The following is a 14,883-nucleotide window of genomic DNA, read 5'->3' as shown; positions in this document are numbered from 1 at the left end:
ACTATCAGGATCTAGATTTGGCAATGTGGTTACGTCAACGCTTAGAGTGCAACAGCCTCGGTTTTATCCTCGCCAGCGCCCTGTTTTTCACCCTGTTCCAGAACGCGTTATTCCTGCACCAGGCCTGGTCATATATCCGCTTCGATGACCTTCACAGCATGATTTTCGCCGCCACCATGCCGGTGGTGATTTTCTGCGCGCTAAACATCATCTTCAGCGTGCTGACCGTGCCCTTCCTGCGCAAACCGCTGATGATTTTCTTCCTGCTCGGCAGCGCGGCGGCCAACTACTTCATGTACAGCTACGGCGTGGTGATCGACGGCAACATGATGCAAAACGCCTTCGAAACCAACCCGCAGGAAGCGACCGCGCTGCTGACGCCGCGCATGGGGCTGTGGCTGGCGCTGCTCGGCATCCTGCCGGCGGTGGCGGTCTGCTTCACCCACATCCGCAAAACTCGCCCCTGGTGGTACATGCTCGGGCTGCGCGCCGCCAACGTGATGCTGTCGCTGGTGGTGATCCTGATTATCGCCGCGCTGTTCTACAAAGATTACGCTTCGCTGATCCGCAACAATAAAAGCGTGGTGAAAATGCTGACGCCGTCCAACTTTGTGTCCGGCACCATCAAATTTACTCAGCAACGCTATTTCACCCACAACCTGCCGCTGGTGAAAATCGGTGAAGATGCGCATAAAGGCCCGCTGATCGCCGGGCAGCAAAAGAAAACGCTGGTGATCCTGGTGGTGGGCGAAACCGCCCGCGCCGAGAACTTCTCGCTGGGCGGCTATGCGCGAGAAACCAATCCGCGTCTGAAACAAGACAACGTGGTGTATTTCAAAAACGCCAGCTCCTGCGGTACCGAAACGGCGATTTCAGTGCCCTGCATGTTCTCCAATATGCCGCGCAAAGATTACGACGCCACGTTGGCGACCCACCAGGAAGGGATGCTCGACGTGCTGGCGCATGCGGGCGTCAACGTGCTGTGGCGCGAAAACGACGGCGGCTGCAAAGGCGCCTGCGACCGCGTGCCGCATGTGGACATGACCAAGATGAAACTGCCGCAGGACTGCGACGGCGATGTCTGCATGGACAAGGTATTGCTGTACAAACTGAACGACTACATCGGCGGCCTGAAGGACGACGGCGTGATCGTACTGCACCAGATGGGCAGCCACGGGCCGGCCTATTACCGCCGCAGCACGCCGGAATTCCAGAAGTTTTCGCCCACCTGCGACAGCAATCAGATCCAGGATTGCACCCACGAGCAGCTGGTGAATACCTATGACAACTCGCTGCTGTATACCGATGCGATGCTGGACGACACCATCAAGCTGCTGCAGCAGTACAGCGACAAATTCAACACCGCGCTGGTTTACCTCTCCGATCACGGCGAATCGCTGGGCGAAAACGGCATGTATCTGCACGGCACCCCTTACGTGTTCGCCCCGAGCCAGCAGACCCACGTGCCTTTCCTGATGTGGATGTCGGCCGACTACCAGCGCAATTTCGGCATCGATCGCCAATGCCTGACTGCGCTGGCGGAAAAGGACGAAGTTTCGCAGGACGACCTGTTCCACACCCTGCTGGGCATGCTGAACGTGCAAACCCGCGAGTATCAGCCGCAGCTGGATATCCTGCAGCGCTGCCGCAGCGGCGCATAAGGGCTTAACTTCCACGCCCCGCTGGGGCAAAATACCCTACAGACCACCGGCGTTCCGACGCCGGTTTTTTATTCTTCTTGACCTAGACCAATCGGTCTATTATGCTCATCGCCATTATGACTAAATCAACGCATTGCCCCGTGGACACACGTGAACACCTGCTCGCTACCGGCGAAACCCTCAGCCTGCGCCTGGGCTTTACCGGCATGGGGCTGAGCGAACTGCTGGCCACCGCGGGCGTGCCTAAAGGCTCGTTCTACCACTATTTTCGCTCGAAGGAAGCCTTCGGCGAAGCGATGCTGCAGCGCTATTTCGCGCACTACGACGCCGAAATGCAAAAGCTGTTTAACGATGGCCACAGCGATGCGCGCCACCAATTGCTGAGCTATTACGCCCAGGCGATCAGCTACCACTGCCGCAGCGAATGCCATAACGCCTGTCTGGCGGTGAAGCTGTCCGCCGAAGTGAGCGACCTGTCGGAACCGATGCGCCATGCGTTGGAAACCGGCACTTCACGGGTGGTCGGCCACCTGCAGGCGGCCATCGAACGCGGCATCCGTGAAGGGTCGCTGTCGATTGCCATGAGCTCTGCGGCCACGGCGGAAACGCTGTATTCGCTGTGGCTCGGCGCTTCGCTGCGCGCCAAAATCCGCCGTTCGCTGGCGCCGTTGACCAGCGCGCTGGAAAGCATTGAGTTGCTGTTGCGCCCGCCGCAGCAGTGAGCGTAACACCCTGAACTTACGCGACATGACGGTTTTGAGTTTTTGTCAGTCAGTTACTAGTCGACCGGTCTATTAAACATAGGATGCATCATGAAGATTGAAAAATTGTTCTCCCCGCTGAAGGTTGGCGCCACCACCCTGCCCAACCGCGTGTTTATGGCGCCATTGACGCGCCTGCGCAGCATCGAACCTGGCGATATCCCGACGCCGCTGATGGGTGAGTATTATGCTCAACGCGCCAGCGCCGGGTTAATCGTGACCGAAGCCACCCAGATTTCTTTCCAGGCGAAGGGCTACGCCGGCGCTCCGGGGCTGCACACGCCAGAGCAGATCGCCGCGTGGAAAAAAATCACCCAGGCGGTGCATGACAAAAACGGCCACATCGCCGTGCAGCTGTGGCACGTGGGCCGTATCTCCCACGATAGCCTGCAGCCGGGCCATCAGGCGCCGGTAGCGCCATCCGCGATCAATGCCGACAGCCGCACTACGGTGCGTGACGAAACCGGCGCCTGGGTGCGGGTGCCAACCTCTACCCCGCGCGCGCTGGAGCTCAACGAGATCCCGGGCATCGTCAACGATTTCCGCCAGGCCACCGCCAACGCGCGCGAGGCCGGCTTCGATTACATCGAGCTGCACGCCGCGCACGGTTATCTGCTGCACCAGTTCATGTCGCCGGCCTCCAACCAGCGCACCGATCAATACGGCGGCAGCATCGAAAACCGCACCCGCCTGACGCTGGAAGTGGTCGACGCCGCCGTCGCCGAATGGGGCTCCGAGCACATCGGCATCCGCATTTCGCCGCTGGGCCCGTTCAACGGCCTGGACAACGGCGAAGATCAGGAAGAAGCCGCGCTGTACCTGGTGGAAGAGCTGAACAAGCGCAATCTGGCCTACCTGCACATCTCCGAACCGGACTGGGCCGGCGGCAAGCCTTACTCCGACGCCTTCCGCGATTCGGTGCGCGCCCACTATAAAGGGGTGATCGTCGGCGCCGGCGCCTACACCGCCGAGAAGGCCGAAGATCTGATCAATAAAGGCTTTATCGATGCGGTGGCCTTTGGCCGCAGCTATATCGCCAACCCGGATCTGGTGGAGCGCCTGCAGCAGCATGCCGCGCTTAACGACCCCAAGCCGGAAACCTTCTACGGCGGCGGCGCCGAAGGCTATACCGATTATCCGTTCCTGACCAACTAACGAACCTTTATCCCCCCCAGCGGCCATGACAGCATCATGGCCGTTTTTTTTCGGTCAACAGGTGTGACGCTGTCACTCATACTGCGTTGAATTCCCTTGTGCGACAACGCTATACTGAGTTTCGCCTCGACCCACCCGCCGTTGGCAACGGCACAGCCAATCAGAGGAATTATGCGCTTACTCCATACCATGATCCGCGTCGGTGATCTGCAACGCTCCATCGACTTCTATACCAAGGTATTAGGCATGCGCCTGCTGCGCACCAGCGAGAACCCGGAATACAAATATTCGCTGGCGTTTGTCGGCTACAGCGATGAAAGCGAAGGCGCAGTGATTGAACTGACCTACAATTGGGGCACCGAAAGCTACGAAATGGGCACCGCATTCGGCCATCTGGCGCTGGGCGTCGACGATGTGGCGGCCACCTGCGACGGCATTCGCCGCGCCGGCGGCAAAGTGACCCGAGAAGCCGGCCCGGTCAAGGGCGGCACGACGGTGATCGCCTTTGTCGAAGATCCGGACGGCTATAAGATCGAACTGATCGAGAACAAGCACGCCGGCCACGGCCTCGGCAAGTAAGGCTACCCCAGGGCGCAGCGGCGCCCTTCTTTTTATCCCGTGATAAGCGCCTGCAACCGGGCGCAAAATTTGCCATAATGCGCGCTGCATTCGATGAAGATAAGAAACTGATGGCCGAAAAAAGTGATCTTAACGCCCTGAGTGGTCGTTTTCGTGGGTTTTATCCCGTAGTAATAGATATTGAAACCGCCGGTTTTAATGCCAAAACCGACGCGTTGCTGGAAATTGCCGCCGTCACGCTGAAAATGGACGAGGACGGCTGGCTGCAGCGGGATGAAACCCTGCACTTTCACGTTGAGCCTTTTGAAGGCGCCAACCTGCAACCGGAGGCGCTGGCGTTCAACGGCATCGATCCGCACAACCCGCTGCGCGGCGCGGTCAGCGAATATGACGCGCTGCACGCCATTTTCAAAGCGGTGCGCAAAGGCATCAAGGATCGCGGCTGCAACCGGGCCATTATCGTGGCGCACAACGCCAACTTCGATCACAGCTTCCTGATGGCCGCCGCCGAGCGCGCCAGCCTGAAGCGCAACCCGTTCCACCCGTTCGCCACCTTCGATACCGCGGCGCTGAGCGGGCTGGTGCTGGGCCAAACGGTGCTGGCGAAAGCCTGTATCGCCGCCGGCATGCCATTTGACAGCAGCCAGGCGCATTCGGCGCTGTACGACACCGAGCAAACCGCCCTGCTGTTTTGCGAGCTGGTCAACCGCTGGAAACGCCTCGGCGGCTGGCCGCTGGCCGCCGGCGACCTCGACGACTGACAAAAAAATCGGGCGGCCCAGTCTGCACTGGCGCCGCCCGATATGCGATGGCAACAAGCCGCCGGCCGATTAAGGCTGTTGGTCTTCCTGCTCTTTGTATTTCTCTGCGGTTTCTTTGATCAGCTGCTGCAGTTCCCCGCGCTGATACATCTCGATGATAATATCGCAGCCGCCGACCAATTCGCCGTCAACCCACAGCTGTGGAAACGTCGGCCAGTTGGCGTACTTAGGCAGCTCGGCGCGGATGTCCGGGTTTTGCAAAATATCAACGTAGGCAAAGCGCTCGCCACAGGCGGACAGCGCCTGAACCGCCTGTGCGGAAAAACCGCAGTTTGGCAGCTTTGGCGAGCCTTTCATGTACAGCAGAATCGGGTTCTCAGCAATCTGGTGCTGAATTTTTTCAATCGTCGTCGTCATTTATTGCTTCCTCAGGCCACATCTCATGGCTACAACATGCATCACACGGGCTATTGTAGCGGCTGGAACAGCCGCAAGAAAACGCCATCTTTTGCAAGGGCATTCACCCGCCGCCGATCGCGCTTCACCGGCAACGCCATTCCGGTTAAAACATACGCTCAGAATAACATTTTTAATCCGACCATTTCACTAATATATTTTGGCGGCCCAACCGCCCGCTTTATAATATCCACGGAAACGAGGTGATGTTTTTTTATACATCAACAGGTTGATTTTAAACCAAAAAAAATGCTATTAACTTTTTCTCACAATATGGATTATCATTTATGAGTTCTTCGCTGTTTTATATGGCGAAATTCGGGAATACTGTGACTCTTTCGATATCCGTTTCGGGGCCAAGGTTGGTGACATCGACATGCGTTTAATTCTTACGCTTTTTGTGCTGTTATTTACGCAGCTATTCTTCAATTTGGCGCACGCTGCGCCACAGGCGCGTGTTGCCGCCGAGCAGCGCAAGAGCCATGTTAATGAAGCACGGCCGGATGACCGCAAAAAAAAGAAAGCGGTAAAGGCCGGCAAAAAAGCCAAAGTCACGGCAAGCGAGAAAAAAACCAAGATCGCCAAGGCCAAACCCGAGAAAACCGCTAAAAAGATTGTCAGCGCCAAGTCGAAAGCCAAACCCCAGAAAATCGCCAAGATCAAAGTCACCCCACCGAAAAAGGGCTACAAAAAAGGCTACGGTCGCCACCGCGAAGCCGGTATGGCAACCGCCAAACTGGTGCTCGATGATAAGCCGCTGAAGCTTAGCCCGGCGCATAAAAAACGCTATCAGCACGCCAAACAAACTGCCATGGCCAAGCTGATGGATCAGATGGGCAAGCCTTATCGTTGGGGCGGCAGCTCGCCGCGCACCGGCTTTGACTGCAGCGGCCTGATTTATTACGCCTATAAGGACGTGGTAAAAATCAAGATGCCGCGCACCGCCAATGAGATGTATCACCTGCGCGACGCCGCGCCGATCAAGAAAAACGAACTGGAAAGCGGCGACCTGGTGTTCTTCCGCATCAACAACCGCGGCGTGGCCGATCATGTCGGCGTTTACCTCGGCAACGGCAAGTTTATCCAGTCTCCGCGTACCGGCGAAGAGATCCGCATCAGCCAGCTCGACAACGACTACTGGCAGAACCACTACATCGGCGCCCGCCGGGTAGTGACGCCGAAAACCATCCGCTAATACCAGGCTGGCGCGATACGCGACCGAAATGCCTGGAGAACCTCCGGGCGTTGGCGTACCGGACCTGTGCTGCAGAAAAACGCGGATAACCGCCGGGGAGAGCGACGAGGCGCAGCAAGCTGCGCCTTTTTAATGCCGGGGATTCAGTTCAACGCGGCGGTGAAGCTGAAGGCAATGATCACGGCCAGCGCACACAGGGTGGTGAACAGCGACATCTTCAGATCGGTATCCATTACTACTCCTTCTCAGATAGGCTTTCCCAAGGATAAAAGGCGCACAATTAGTACGTCAAATCATTTTCCCACAGTTCGCCAATAAAATCTTGTTATCATTTCCCTGTTTATAATACCGATTACCTCTTCCCCTTTTGCTCAATATGCGACAAAATTCGCAGTTCACAACTGCGTACCGGCAACAATGCCCCTCCTGACCAAGCGCTGACGACTTCAATACACTAAAAACTCAGTTTTCGCTTCTCTGGAGGAGGATCTACGCAGGCAAACGATTAACATCACACTTACATGCTGCAACATGTAAGTTCAGGAGTCATTTCTTACATGGCAACGATTAAAGATGTGGCCAAACGCGCTGGCGTTTCCACCACCACCGTTTCGCACGTCATCAATAAGACTCGTTTCGTCGCCGAAGAGACCAAAGCGGCCGTGTGGGCCGCAATCAAAGAACTGCATTACTCACCGAGCGCCGTAGCGCGCAGCCTGAAGGTCAATCACACCAAGTCGATCGGCCTGCTGGCCACCTCGAGCGAGGCGCCCTACTTTGCCGAAGTGATTGAGGCGGTGGAAAACAGCTGCTACAGCAAGGGCTATACGCTGATCCTGTGCAACTCGCACAACAACCTGGACAAGCAGCGCGCCTACCTGGCGATGCTGGCGCAAAAACGCGTCGACGGGCTGCTGGTGATGTGCTCGGAATACCCGGACCAACTGCTGGGCATGCTGGAAGACTACCGCAATATCCCAATGGTGGTGATGGACTGGGGCGCGGCGCGCGGTGACTTTACCGACACCATCATCGATAACGCCTTCGAAGGCGGCTACCTGGCCGGCCGTTATCTGATCGAACGCGGCCATCGCGATATCGGCGCCATTCCCGGCCAGCTGGCGCGCAACACCGGCGGCGGCCGCCATCAGGGCTTCCTGAAGGCGATGCAGGAAGCCAATATCGAGGTGCGCGACGAATGGATAGTCCAGGGCGACTTCGAACCGGAATCCGGTTACAAGGCGATGCATCAGATCCTGTCGCAAAAACAGCGCCCGACCGCGGTGTTCTGCGGCGGCGACATCATGGCGATGGGCGCCATCTGCGCCGCCGACGAATTGGGCCTGCGGGTGCCGCAGGATATTTCGGTGATCGGCTACGACAACGTGCGCAACGCCCGCTACTTCACCCCGGCGCTGACCACTATCCACCAGCCCAAGGAGCGTTTGGGCGAAATGGCCTTCACCATGCTGCTGGATCGCATCATCAGCAAGCGCGAAGAGTCGCAGGTGATAGAGGTGCATCCGAAGCTGATCGAGCGCCGTTCGGTCGCCGACGGTCCGTTCATCGACTACCGCCGCTAATCGCCGCTGCCGGGAGCCCGCGCGGCTTCCGGCAGCGTTTCACCCAGCCACTCTTGGTTCAGGGTTTCACTGTCCCCCAGATATTCCAGCAGCCAGGCCATCGCCGGTGAGGGTTTATCCTGCTGCCAGGTCAGGCAGCAGGGGCTGGCGGGAAACGGCTGCTGCAGCTGCAGCGCCACCAGTTCGCCCCGCTGCACCAACGGCAAAACCCGGTGGGCCGGCATCATGCCGACGCACAGCCCGGCGCACAGGCAATCCAGCGCCGAAACCCAATCCGGCACCACCAGCCGCCGCTGGTTATCCAGCGTCCAGGTTACGCGCTTCGGCAGGTTGCGCGAGGTATCTTCCAGGCACAGCGAGGGATAGGGCCGCAGCTGGTCGTCATGCAGCGGGCCGGCCAACTGCGCCAGCGGGTGCCCTGGGCTGGCCACGCACAGCCAGTTCATATACCCCATATCGCGGAAGGCAAAACCGCCGCCGACCGGCACCGCGCGCGTCGCACCGATCGCCATCTCCGCCCGCCCATCGACCAGCGCATCCCACACGCCGTTGAATACCTCCGGCTGAACCTGCAGTTCCACGTCGGGAAAGTGCCGATAAAAGTCCAGCACCAGCTGGCGGCAGCGCTGCGGTTTGACGATGATGTCCACCGCGATGTTCAGCTGGCCGCGCCAGCCGTTGGCCACCTGCTGGCACTGCCGGCGGGTGTCGAGCATTTTTTTGATGACAACCCGCGCATCCTTGATAAACAGCGCGCCGGCCGGCGTCAGCTCCACGTCGCGATGGCGCCGCTCGAACAGCGGCACCGCCAGCCACTGCTCCAGCTGGCGCACCGTATAGCTGACCGCCGACGGCACCCGGTGCAGCTCCTGCGCCGCCGCGCTGAAACTGCCGGTGCGCGCCACTGCGTCCACCACTTCCAGAGAGTATTCAGACCACATTGTCTTGCCTTCAATTTTTTTAACAGCACTTTGCAAATATTACCGTTTCACAAGCAGAGATCCAGCCGGATACACTTGCCGGCGCTAAAAACCTGCGACAACAAAATATTAACGAGAAATACCATGCGAAATTCCTTTGGCTTTATGTTCTATCTCGCCGGCCTGAGTATGCTGGGTTATCTGGCGACCGACATGTACCTGCCCGCCTTCGGCGCCATGCGGGAAGAGCTGCAAATTTCCGCCGGCGCCATCAGCGCCAGCCTCAGTATCTTCCTGGCCGGCTTCGCCTTTGCGCAACTGCTGTGGGGGCCGCTCTCCGACCACCTGGGCCGTAAACCGGTGCTGCTGATCGGCCTGGCGCTGTTCGCCCTCGGCTGTCTCGGCATGCTATGGGTGCAAAATGCCGTGCAGCTGTGGTCGCTACGTTTTATTCAGGCGATCGGCGTGTGCTCCGCCGCGGTGACCTGGCAGGCGTTGGTGGTCGATCGCTACCGCGACGGCAAGGCGAACCGCGTATTCGCCACCATCATGCCGCTGGTGGCGCTGTCGCCGGCGCTGGCGCCGCTGCTGGGCGCCTGGTTGTTGAACCATAGCAGCTGGCGGACGATCTTCGCCGTGCTGCTGGGCATCACCGTACTGCTGCTGCTGCCGACCCTGCTGCTGAAAGAAAATGCCAAACCGCAACCGGCGGCCAGCGCCGAAAAGAACCGCGGCGTCAGCTTCTGGCAGCTGTTGAAGTCGCCGGTATTCAGCGGCAACGTCGCCATGTTCGCCGCCTGCTCGGCCGGCTTTTTCGCCTGGCTGACCGGTTCGCCGTTCATCCTTGGCGACATGGGCTACAGCCCGAATGATATCGGCCTGAGTTATGTGCCGCAAACCCTGGCCTTCCTGCTCGGCGGCTATGGCTGCCGCGCCGCGTTAAAACGCATTAATGGTAAAGCCCTGCTGCCCTGGCTGTTGGTAACCTACGGCATAAGTATGGTGGCGCTGTATCTGGTGGCGACGCTAACCGAACCGACCCTGACCACTTTGCTGATCCCGTTTTGCGTTATGGCACTGGTTAACGGCGCCGGCTACCCGATCATGGTGGCCAATGCGCTGACGCCGTTCCCGGAAAGCAGCGGCAAGGCGGCGGCGCTGCAAAATACCCTGCAGCTGGGCCTGTGCTTTGTCGCCAGCATGCTGGTTTCGGCGTTTATCGCCCAGCCGCTGTTGGCGACGGTAACGGTGATGGTTTCCACGGTGATTTTGGCCGCGTTGGGCTATTGGCTGCAGCGGGGAAAAACGGCCGACGCGGAGCAGAAAGCGCCGCGGGAACATGCTAACCAGGCGTCATAATTACCTGGGTTAATAGTCACTTAAAGAATATTTTTGCCGAGCGCGATTTACGGTTGAGTAAGCGCCTCGGCACGCCTATACTCAAAAACAACCTTTTAAAGTAACACCTTATAATCTCTATATCTCAAGTAGCTATTGTGTACGCGTATGGCGTCACACTTTTTTAAGGATGTGTTTATCCTGCGCCCTTTGCGTTGGGAGCCTTCTTAAAATTTTCCTCTGTTCATAGTCGGATATCAGACGCTGCGGGTAATTTTTCCGCGGTAAACGTATGCGCCCGCAGAAATTGTCTAAGCTTTTTCCTTGCGGGTCATCAGTCAGAAGAAGGTGATGGAGAAGCTATGAGTTCATCGTGTATAGAAGATCTGAGCATTCAGGATAACCAATGGTACCGTATCGCTCATGAAATGCTCGGCATGGCCGGTATTGAAATCAACGGATCGCGCCCCTTCGACATTCAGGTTAAAAACCCCGATTTTTTTAAACGCGTGCTGCAGGAAGGTTCTTTGGGGCTGGGCGAAAGTTATATGGACGGCTGGTGGGAGTGCGAGCGGCTGGATATATTCTTTCAACGCGTGGTCAGCGCCGGGCTGGAAAAGAAACTCCCCCACCATCTTAAAGATACGCTGCGCATAGCCGCCGCGCGATTAACCAATCTGCAGTCGAAGAAGCGCGCCTGGATCGTCGGCAAAGAACATTACGATCTGGGGAACGATCTCTTTACCCTGATGCTCGATCCTTATATGCAATATTCCTGCGGCTATTGGAAAGACGCCACTACGCTGGAACAGGCGCAGGAAGCCAAGCTGAAAATGATCTGCGAAAAACTGCAGCTGAAACCCGGCATGCGGCTGCTGGATATCGGCTGCGGCTGGGGCGGCCTTTCCGCCTACGCGGCGAAAAACTACGGCGTTTCGGTGGTGGGCGTGACCATTTCCGCCGAGCAGCAGAAGCTGGCGCAGCAACGCTGCGCCGGGCTGGATGTGGAAATTCTGTTGCAGGACTACCGCGATTTGCATCAGCAGTTTGAACGCATCGTTTCCGTCGGCATGTTCGAGCACGTTGGTCCGAAAAACTACCGCACCTATTTCAAGGTGGTCGAACGCAATTTAAAACCGGACGGTTTGTTCCTGCTGCACACCATAGGTTCCAACCGGACGGATATGAATGTGGATCCCTGGATCAACAAATATATCTTCCCGAATGGTTGCCTGCCGTCGGTCAGCCATATTGCCGAAGCCAGTGAAGGCCATTTCGTGATGGAAGACTGGCACAATATCGGCGCCGATTACGATCGCACGCTGATGGCCTGGTATGAACGATTTAAACAGGCCTGGCCGCAGCTGGCCCAGCGGTATTCGGAACGTTTCGAACGCATGTTCAGCTATTATTTGAACGCCTGCGCCGGCGCGTTCCGTGCGCGCGATATTCAGCTGTGGCAGGTGGTATTCAGCCCGAAAGGCGTCGAAGGCGGTATCCGCGTCAGCCGCTGATTGACCCCGCGTAAAAAAATAGCCCCGGCGTTAAACCGGGGCTATTTTTATTTTGCGGGCAGCAAACTGCGCATCAACCGCAATAAACGCGAATGATTTTATCGTCGCTGTCGCCAAGGAAGTTCAGGCGACGCAGGTTAAAGTCCATGGTCACCGCCGAGTTGTACGGAATGGCGCGAACCTTGGCATCAATTTGCAGGCCCTCCAGCGAGGCCATCGGTTTGCCGACATAGCTCTGATACTGCGACGCGCCGCAGGTATCGTCCGCGTCGGCCGTCTGCGGATCAGCGCCCTTCTCCGGTGAACTGCTGCAGGCGCTGAGCGCCAGCAGCGCGGTTAACATTAACGTTTTCCCATAAAACTTCACGCGTATGCTCCTCTCTGGTTATGATGCGGTCCCGGCGACGGCGCCCGAACCTGGGTCAGTCTTTGTGCGCAGGCGCCAGGGCCGCCTCGCGGCTGGCGAGCACCCGTTCCACGGTGTCCACCACCGCCTGGGTTTGCGGATCGATCTCGATATTCACCTTGTCGCCCAGGCGTTTTTTACCCAGGGTGGTGCGCTCCAGCGTTTCTGGGATCAAATGCACGCAAAAACGGTTATTCACCACTTCGCCGATGGTCAGGCTAATACCGTCGATGCCGATAAAGCCTTTATGCAGGACATATTTCATTAATTCGGCATTCGGCATACGCAGCCACACCTGGCGGTTATTTTCCGAGGTGTAAATCTTGGCGACTTCCGCCGTGCAGATAATATGGCCGGACATCAGGTGGCCGCCAATTTCGTCGTTGAATTTGGCCGCGCGTTCGATATTGACCACGTCGCCCAACGCCAGTTCGCCGAGGTTGGTCAGACGCAGCGTTTCTTTGATCAGATCGAAACTGACGCGGTTGCCTTCGACCGCGGTCACGGTCAGGCAGCAGCCATTGTGTGCGACCGACGCGCCAAGCTCCAGCCCAGGCAGCAGCTCGGCAGGCATCTCAATCACGTGGGTGCGGAAGTTGGGTTTCTCATCAATGGCGACCAGCGGCGCGGTGCCCTGTACGATACCGGTGAACATGTATGCCTCTTCTTTCTGAAAGTGTTAAAGCGCTTCCGGCAGTTTGCCCCAGATGGCGCGGAAAACCAAATCCGCCGAGGCAAAAAATCTGCGTGTGCGCATTTAATAACTATTTGATCACAACGTTTGCTTAACGACGCCGAGCAGGTACAATCTTTTTGACAAAATTCCGCTATTTTTAATTGTTGTCCTCTCGCGACGACCCTCCCTCCATCATAAATAAATAGAAAGGTGTATGCGTGCAGAAGTACTTAATTGAAGCGCGTAGTTTATTGGCTCTCGCTATCCCGGTGATCATCGCGCAAATATCACAAACCGCAATGGGCGTGGTGGATACCATTATGGCCGGCGCCTACAGCGCCACGGATATGGCGGCGGTCGCGGTCGGCACCTCGATCTGGCTGCCGGCGATCCTGTTCGGCCACGGGCTGTTGCTGGCGTTGACCCCGGTTATCGCCCAGCTCAACGGCGCAGGCCGCCGCGACCGCATCGCTCACCAGGTGCGCCAGGGTTTCTGGCTGGCTTCCGGCGTCTCGGTGCTGCTGATCGCGGTGCTGTACAACTGCAAGTTCGTCATCGACATGATGCACAATATCGATCCGCAGCTGGCGGACAAAGCGGTCGGCTATTTGCACGCCATCATGTGGGGCGCGCCGGGCTATCTGTTCTTCCAGGTGATGCGCAACCAGTGCGAAGGCTTGTCCAAAACCAAACCGGGCATGGTGATCGGCTTTATCGGCCTGTTGGTTAACATTCCGATCAACTACGTCTTCATTCACGGCCTGTTCGGCATGCCGGAACTGGGCGGCGTTGGCTGTGGCGTGGCCACCGGCAGCGTGTACTGGATTATGTTCCTGCTGATGCGCTGGTACGTCACGCATGCGCCGTCGCAACGCGATATCAAACGGCAGGAAAGCGATAACGGCGCACCGGACTGGGCGGCGCTCAAACGCCTGGTCGGCATCGGCCTGCCGGTGGCTTTGGCGCTGTTCTTCGAAGTGACGCTGTTCGCCGTGGTGGCGCTGCTGGTCTCGCCGTTGGGCATTGTTTCCGTCGCCGGGCACCAGATTGCGCTCAACTTCAGCGCACTGATGTTTGTATTGCCGCTGTCCCTCGGGGTCGGCGCCACTATCCGCGTCGGCTACAGCCTGGGCCAAGGCTCGGTGGAGGGCGCTCGCGTGGCCGCCTACTCGGCCATCGGCGTCGGGATCGCCATGGCGACCTGCACCGCGCTGTTCACCGCCACTTTCCGCGAACAGATAGCCCTGCTGTACAACGACAGCCCGGCGGTGGTGGCGATGGCTTCGCACCTGATGCTGCTGGCGGCGATTTATCAGATCTCCGATTCGATTCAGGTGATCGGCAGCGGCATCCTGCGCGGCTACAAGGACACGCGCTCGATCTTTTTCATCACCTTTATCGCCTATTGGGTGTTGGGCCTGCCGAGCGGCTATCTGCTGGCGTTGACCGACATCGTCGTGCCGGCGATGGGCCCGAGCGGTTTCTGGTTCGGCTTTATCATCGGCCTGACCTTCGCGGCCATTATGATGGCGCTGCGCATGCGCTGGCTGCAGAAGCAGCCGGCGGCGTTAATCCTGCAACGCTCGACCCGCTAACCCCTTGCCGGCGGCCGATTTCTCTCCGGCCGCCGGCTTCCTCGTCAGCCTTTGCGGAAAAAACCGCCTGACTGCACACAAGCGCAGCAATCGCGTGAAATACCGGATAAAATTGCGCTTTTCCCCTTGCCAGCAGGCAGGTAGCTCGTTAATATTCGTCCCCGCTGTCAGCCATGACAGACAGGAAAAGATGCGTCCGTAGCTCAGTTGGTTAGAGCACCACCTTGACATGGTGGGGGTCGGTGGTTCGAGTCCACTCGGACGCACCAAATTCCTGAAGCAG

Annotated in this window: 15 protein-coding genes and 1 tRNA gene; 11 read left to right on the top strand and 5 right to left on the bottom strand. The window is 58.0% G+C overall.

The features are described from left to right. Positions 1-23: 23 nt before the first annotated feature. The 5 genes from eptA (at position 24) to rnt (ending at position 4,917) form a co-directional block, all read left to right on the top strand. Positions 24-1,661 carry a phosphoethanolamine transferase EptA gene (gene eptA / locus KHA73_RS11220; RefSeq protein WP_234590911.1) on the top strand — a complete coding sequence of 546 codons (1,638 nt, stop codon included), beginning with the start codon at positions 24-26 and terminating at the stop codon, positions 1,659-1,661. Between the two features lie 116 nt (positions 1,662-1,777). Beyond that, complete coding sequence (locus KHA73_RS11215) at positions 1,778-2,383, top strand: TetR/AcrR family transcriptional regulator (protein ID WP_234590910.1); 606 nt, start codon at positions 1,778-1,780, stop codon at positions 2,381-2,383. A 90-nt stretch (positions 2,384-2,473) separates the two neighbouring features. After that, positions 2,474-3,577, top strand: a complete 1,104-nt coding sequence (gene nemA, locus KHA73_RS11210) for an alkene reductase (protein ID WP_234590908.1) — start codon at positions 2,474-2,476, stop codon at positions 3,575-3,577. A gap of 171 nt (positions 3,578-3,748) precedes the next feature. Then, positions 3,749-4,156: a lactoylglutathione lyase gene (gene gloA / locus KHA73_RS11205; RefSeq protein WP_234590907.1), complete on the top strand. Its 408-nt coding sequence runs from the start codon at positions 3,749-3,751 to the stop codon at positions 4,154-4,156. 77 nt (positions 4,157-4,233) lie between these two features. After that, positions 4,234-4,917 (top strand): ribonuclease T, encoded by a 684-nt coding sequence (gene rnt / locus KHA73_RS11200; protein WP_234590906.1) that lies wholly within the window; start codon positions 4,234-4,236, stop codon positions 4,915-4,917. A 69-nt stretch (positions 4,918-4,986) separates the two neighbouring features. On the opposite strand, the gene KHA73_RS11195 is transcribed toward rnt, so the two are convergent. Beyond that, entirely contained in the window at positions 4,987-5,334 is a 348-nt protein-coding gene (locus tag KHA73_RS11195) for a Grx4 family monothiol glutaredoxin (protein WP_061795547.1), read from the bottom strand. A 415-nt stretch (positions 5,335-5,749) separates the two neighbouring features. Here KHA73_RS11195 and KHA73_RS11190 point away from each other — a divergent pair, with 415 nt between their 5' ends. Next, entirely contained in the window at positions 5,750-6,568 is an 819-nt protein-coding gene (locus tag KHA73_RS11190) for a C40 family peptidase (protein WP_234590905.1), read from the top strand. 143 nt (positions 6,569-6,711) lie between these two features. Here KHA73_RS11190 and cydH read toward each other — a convergent pair whose 3' ends face one another. Next, positions 6,712-6,801, bottom strand: coding sequence for a cytochrome bd-I oxidase subunit CydH (cydH, locus tag KHA73_RS11185; RefSeq protein WP_095097282.1), 90 nt, complete (start codon positions 6,799-6,801; stop codon positions 6,712-6,714). 324 nt (positions 6,802-7,125) lie between these two features. On the opposite strand from cydH, the gene purR reads away from it, so the two are divergent. Continuing rightward, on the top strand, positions 7,126-8,151 hold the full coding sequence (purR, locus tag KHA73_RS11180; RefSeq protein WP_234590904.1) for an HTH-type transcriptional repressor PurR: 1,026 nt from the start codon (positions 7,126-7,128) through the stop codon (positions 8,149-8,151). Here purR and punR read toward each other — a convergent pair. Further along, the gene (gene punR / locus KHA73_RS11175; RefSeq protein ID WP_234590903.1) at positions 8,148-9,092 is read right to left on the bottom strand and encodes a DNA-binding transcriptional activator PunR; all 945 of its coding nucleotides are present in this window, start codon (positions 9,090-9,092) and stop codon (positions 8,148-8,150) included. The two genes, purR and punR, sit on opposite strands and share 4 nt — an antisense overlap. A gap of 123 nt (positions 9,093-9,215) precedes the next feature. Between punR and punC the strand changes: the two genes are divergently transcribed. Both punC and cfa read left to right on the top strand, forming a co-directional pair. Continuing rightward, on the top strand, positions 9,216-10,430 hold the full coding sequence (gene punC, locus KHA73_RS11170; RefSeq protein WP_234590902.1) for a purine nucleoside transporter PunC: 1,215 nt from the start codon (positions 9,216-9,218) through the stop codon (positions 10,428-10,430). A gap of 341 nt (positions 10,431-10,771) precedes the next feature. After that, positions 10,772-11,923, top strand: coding sequence for a cyclopropane fatty acyl phospholipid synthase (cfa, locus tag KHA73_RS11165; RefSeq protein ID WP_234590901.1), 1,152 nt, complete (start codon positions 10,772-10,774; stop codon positions 11,921-11,923). A 73-nt stretch (positions 11,924-11,996) separates the two neighbouring features. Here cfa and KHA73_RS11160 read toward each other — a convergent pair whose 3' ends face one another. Both KHA73_RS11160 and KHA73_RS11155 read right to left on the bottom strand, forming a co-directional pair. Next, entirely contained in the window at positions 11,997-12,290 is a 294-nt protein-coding gene (locus tag KHA73_RS11160) for an I78 family peptidase inhibitor (RefSeq protein ID WP_234590900.1), read from the bottom strand. A gap of 55 nt (positions 12,291-12,345) precedes the next feature. Further along, positions 12,346-12,984, bottom strand: coding sequence for a riboflavin synthase subunit alpha (locus KHA73_RS11155; protein ID WP_234590899.1), 639 nt, complete (start codon positions 12,982-12,984; stop codon positions 12,346-12,348). A 239-nt stretch (positions 12,985-13,223) separates the two neighbouring features. Here KHA73_RS11155 and KHA73_RS11150 point away from each other — a divergent pair, with 239 nt between their 5' ends. Next, complete coding sequence (locus KHA73_RS11150) at positions 13,224-14,600, top strand: MATE family efflux transporter (RefSeq protein ID WP_234590898.1); 1,377 nt, start codon at positions 13,224-13,226, stop codon at positions 14,598-14,600. Between the two features lie 192 nt (positions 14,601-14,792). Further along, positions 14,793-14,869, top strand: a tRNA-Val gene (locus KHA73_RS11145). Positions 14,870-14,883: the final 14 nt, after the last annotated feature.

The organism is Serratia entomophila, from assembly GCF_021462285.1.
GTDB lineage: Bacteria > Pseudomonadota > Gammaproteobacteria > Enterobacterales > Enterobacteriaceae > Serratia > Serratia entomophila.
This window is presented reverse-complemented; position numbering and strand designations above follow the sequence as displayed.

Coding starts and splice junctions, on each gene's coding strand:
- KHA73_RS11215 (WP_234590910.1), top strand. CDS start 1,778: ATGACTAAATCAACGCATTGCCCCGTGGACACACGTGAACACCTGCTC.
- eptA (WP_234590911.1), top strand. CDS start 24: ATGTGGTTACGTCAACGCTTAGAGTGCAACAGCCTCGGTTTTATCCTC.
- rnt (WP_234590906.1), top strand. CDS start 4,234: ATGCGCGCTGCATTCGATGAAGATAAGAAACTGATGGCCGAAAAAAGT.
- nemA (WP_234590908.1), top strand. CDS start 2,474: ATGAAGATTGAAAAATTGTTCTCCCCGCTGAAGGTTGGCGCCACCACC.
- cfa (WP_234590901.1), top strand. CDS start 10,772: ATGAGTTCATCGTGTATAGAAGATCTGAGCATTCAGGATAACCAATGG.
- cydH (WP_095097282.1), bottom strand. CDS start 6,801: ATGGATACCGATCTGAAGATGTCGCTGTTCACCACCCTGTGTGCGCTG.
- KHA73_RS11195 (WP_061795547.1), bottom strand. CDS start 5,334: ATGACGACGACGATTGAAAAAATTCAGCACCAGATTGCTGAGAACCCG.
- punC (WP_234590902.1), top strand. CDS start 9,216: ATGCGAAATTCCTTTGGCTTTATGTTCTATCTCGCCGGCCTGAGTATG.
- KHA73_RS11155 (WP_234590899.1), bottom strand. CDS start 12,984: ATGTTCACCGGTATCGTACAGGGCACCGCGCCGCTGGTCGCCATTGAT.
- purR (WP_234590904.1), top strand. CDS start 7,126: ATGGCAACGATTAAAGATGTGGCCAAACGCGCTGGCGTTTCCACCACC.
- gloA (WP_234590907.1), top strand. CDS start 3,749: ATGCGCTTACTCCATACCATGATCCGCGTCGGTGATCTGCAACGCTCC.
- KHA73_RS11190 (WP_234590905.1), top strand. CDS start 5,750: ATGCGTTTAATTCTTACGCTTTTTGTGCTGTTATTTACGCAGCTATTC.
- punR (WP_234590903.1), bottom strand. CDS start 9,092: ATGTGGTCTGAATACTCTCTGGAAGTGGTGGACGCAGTGGCGCGCACC.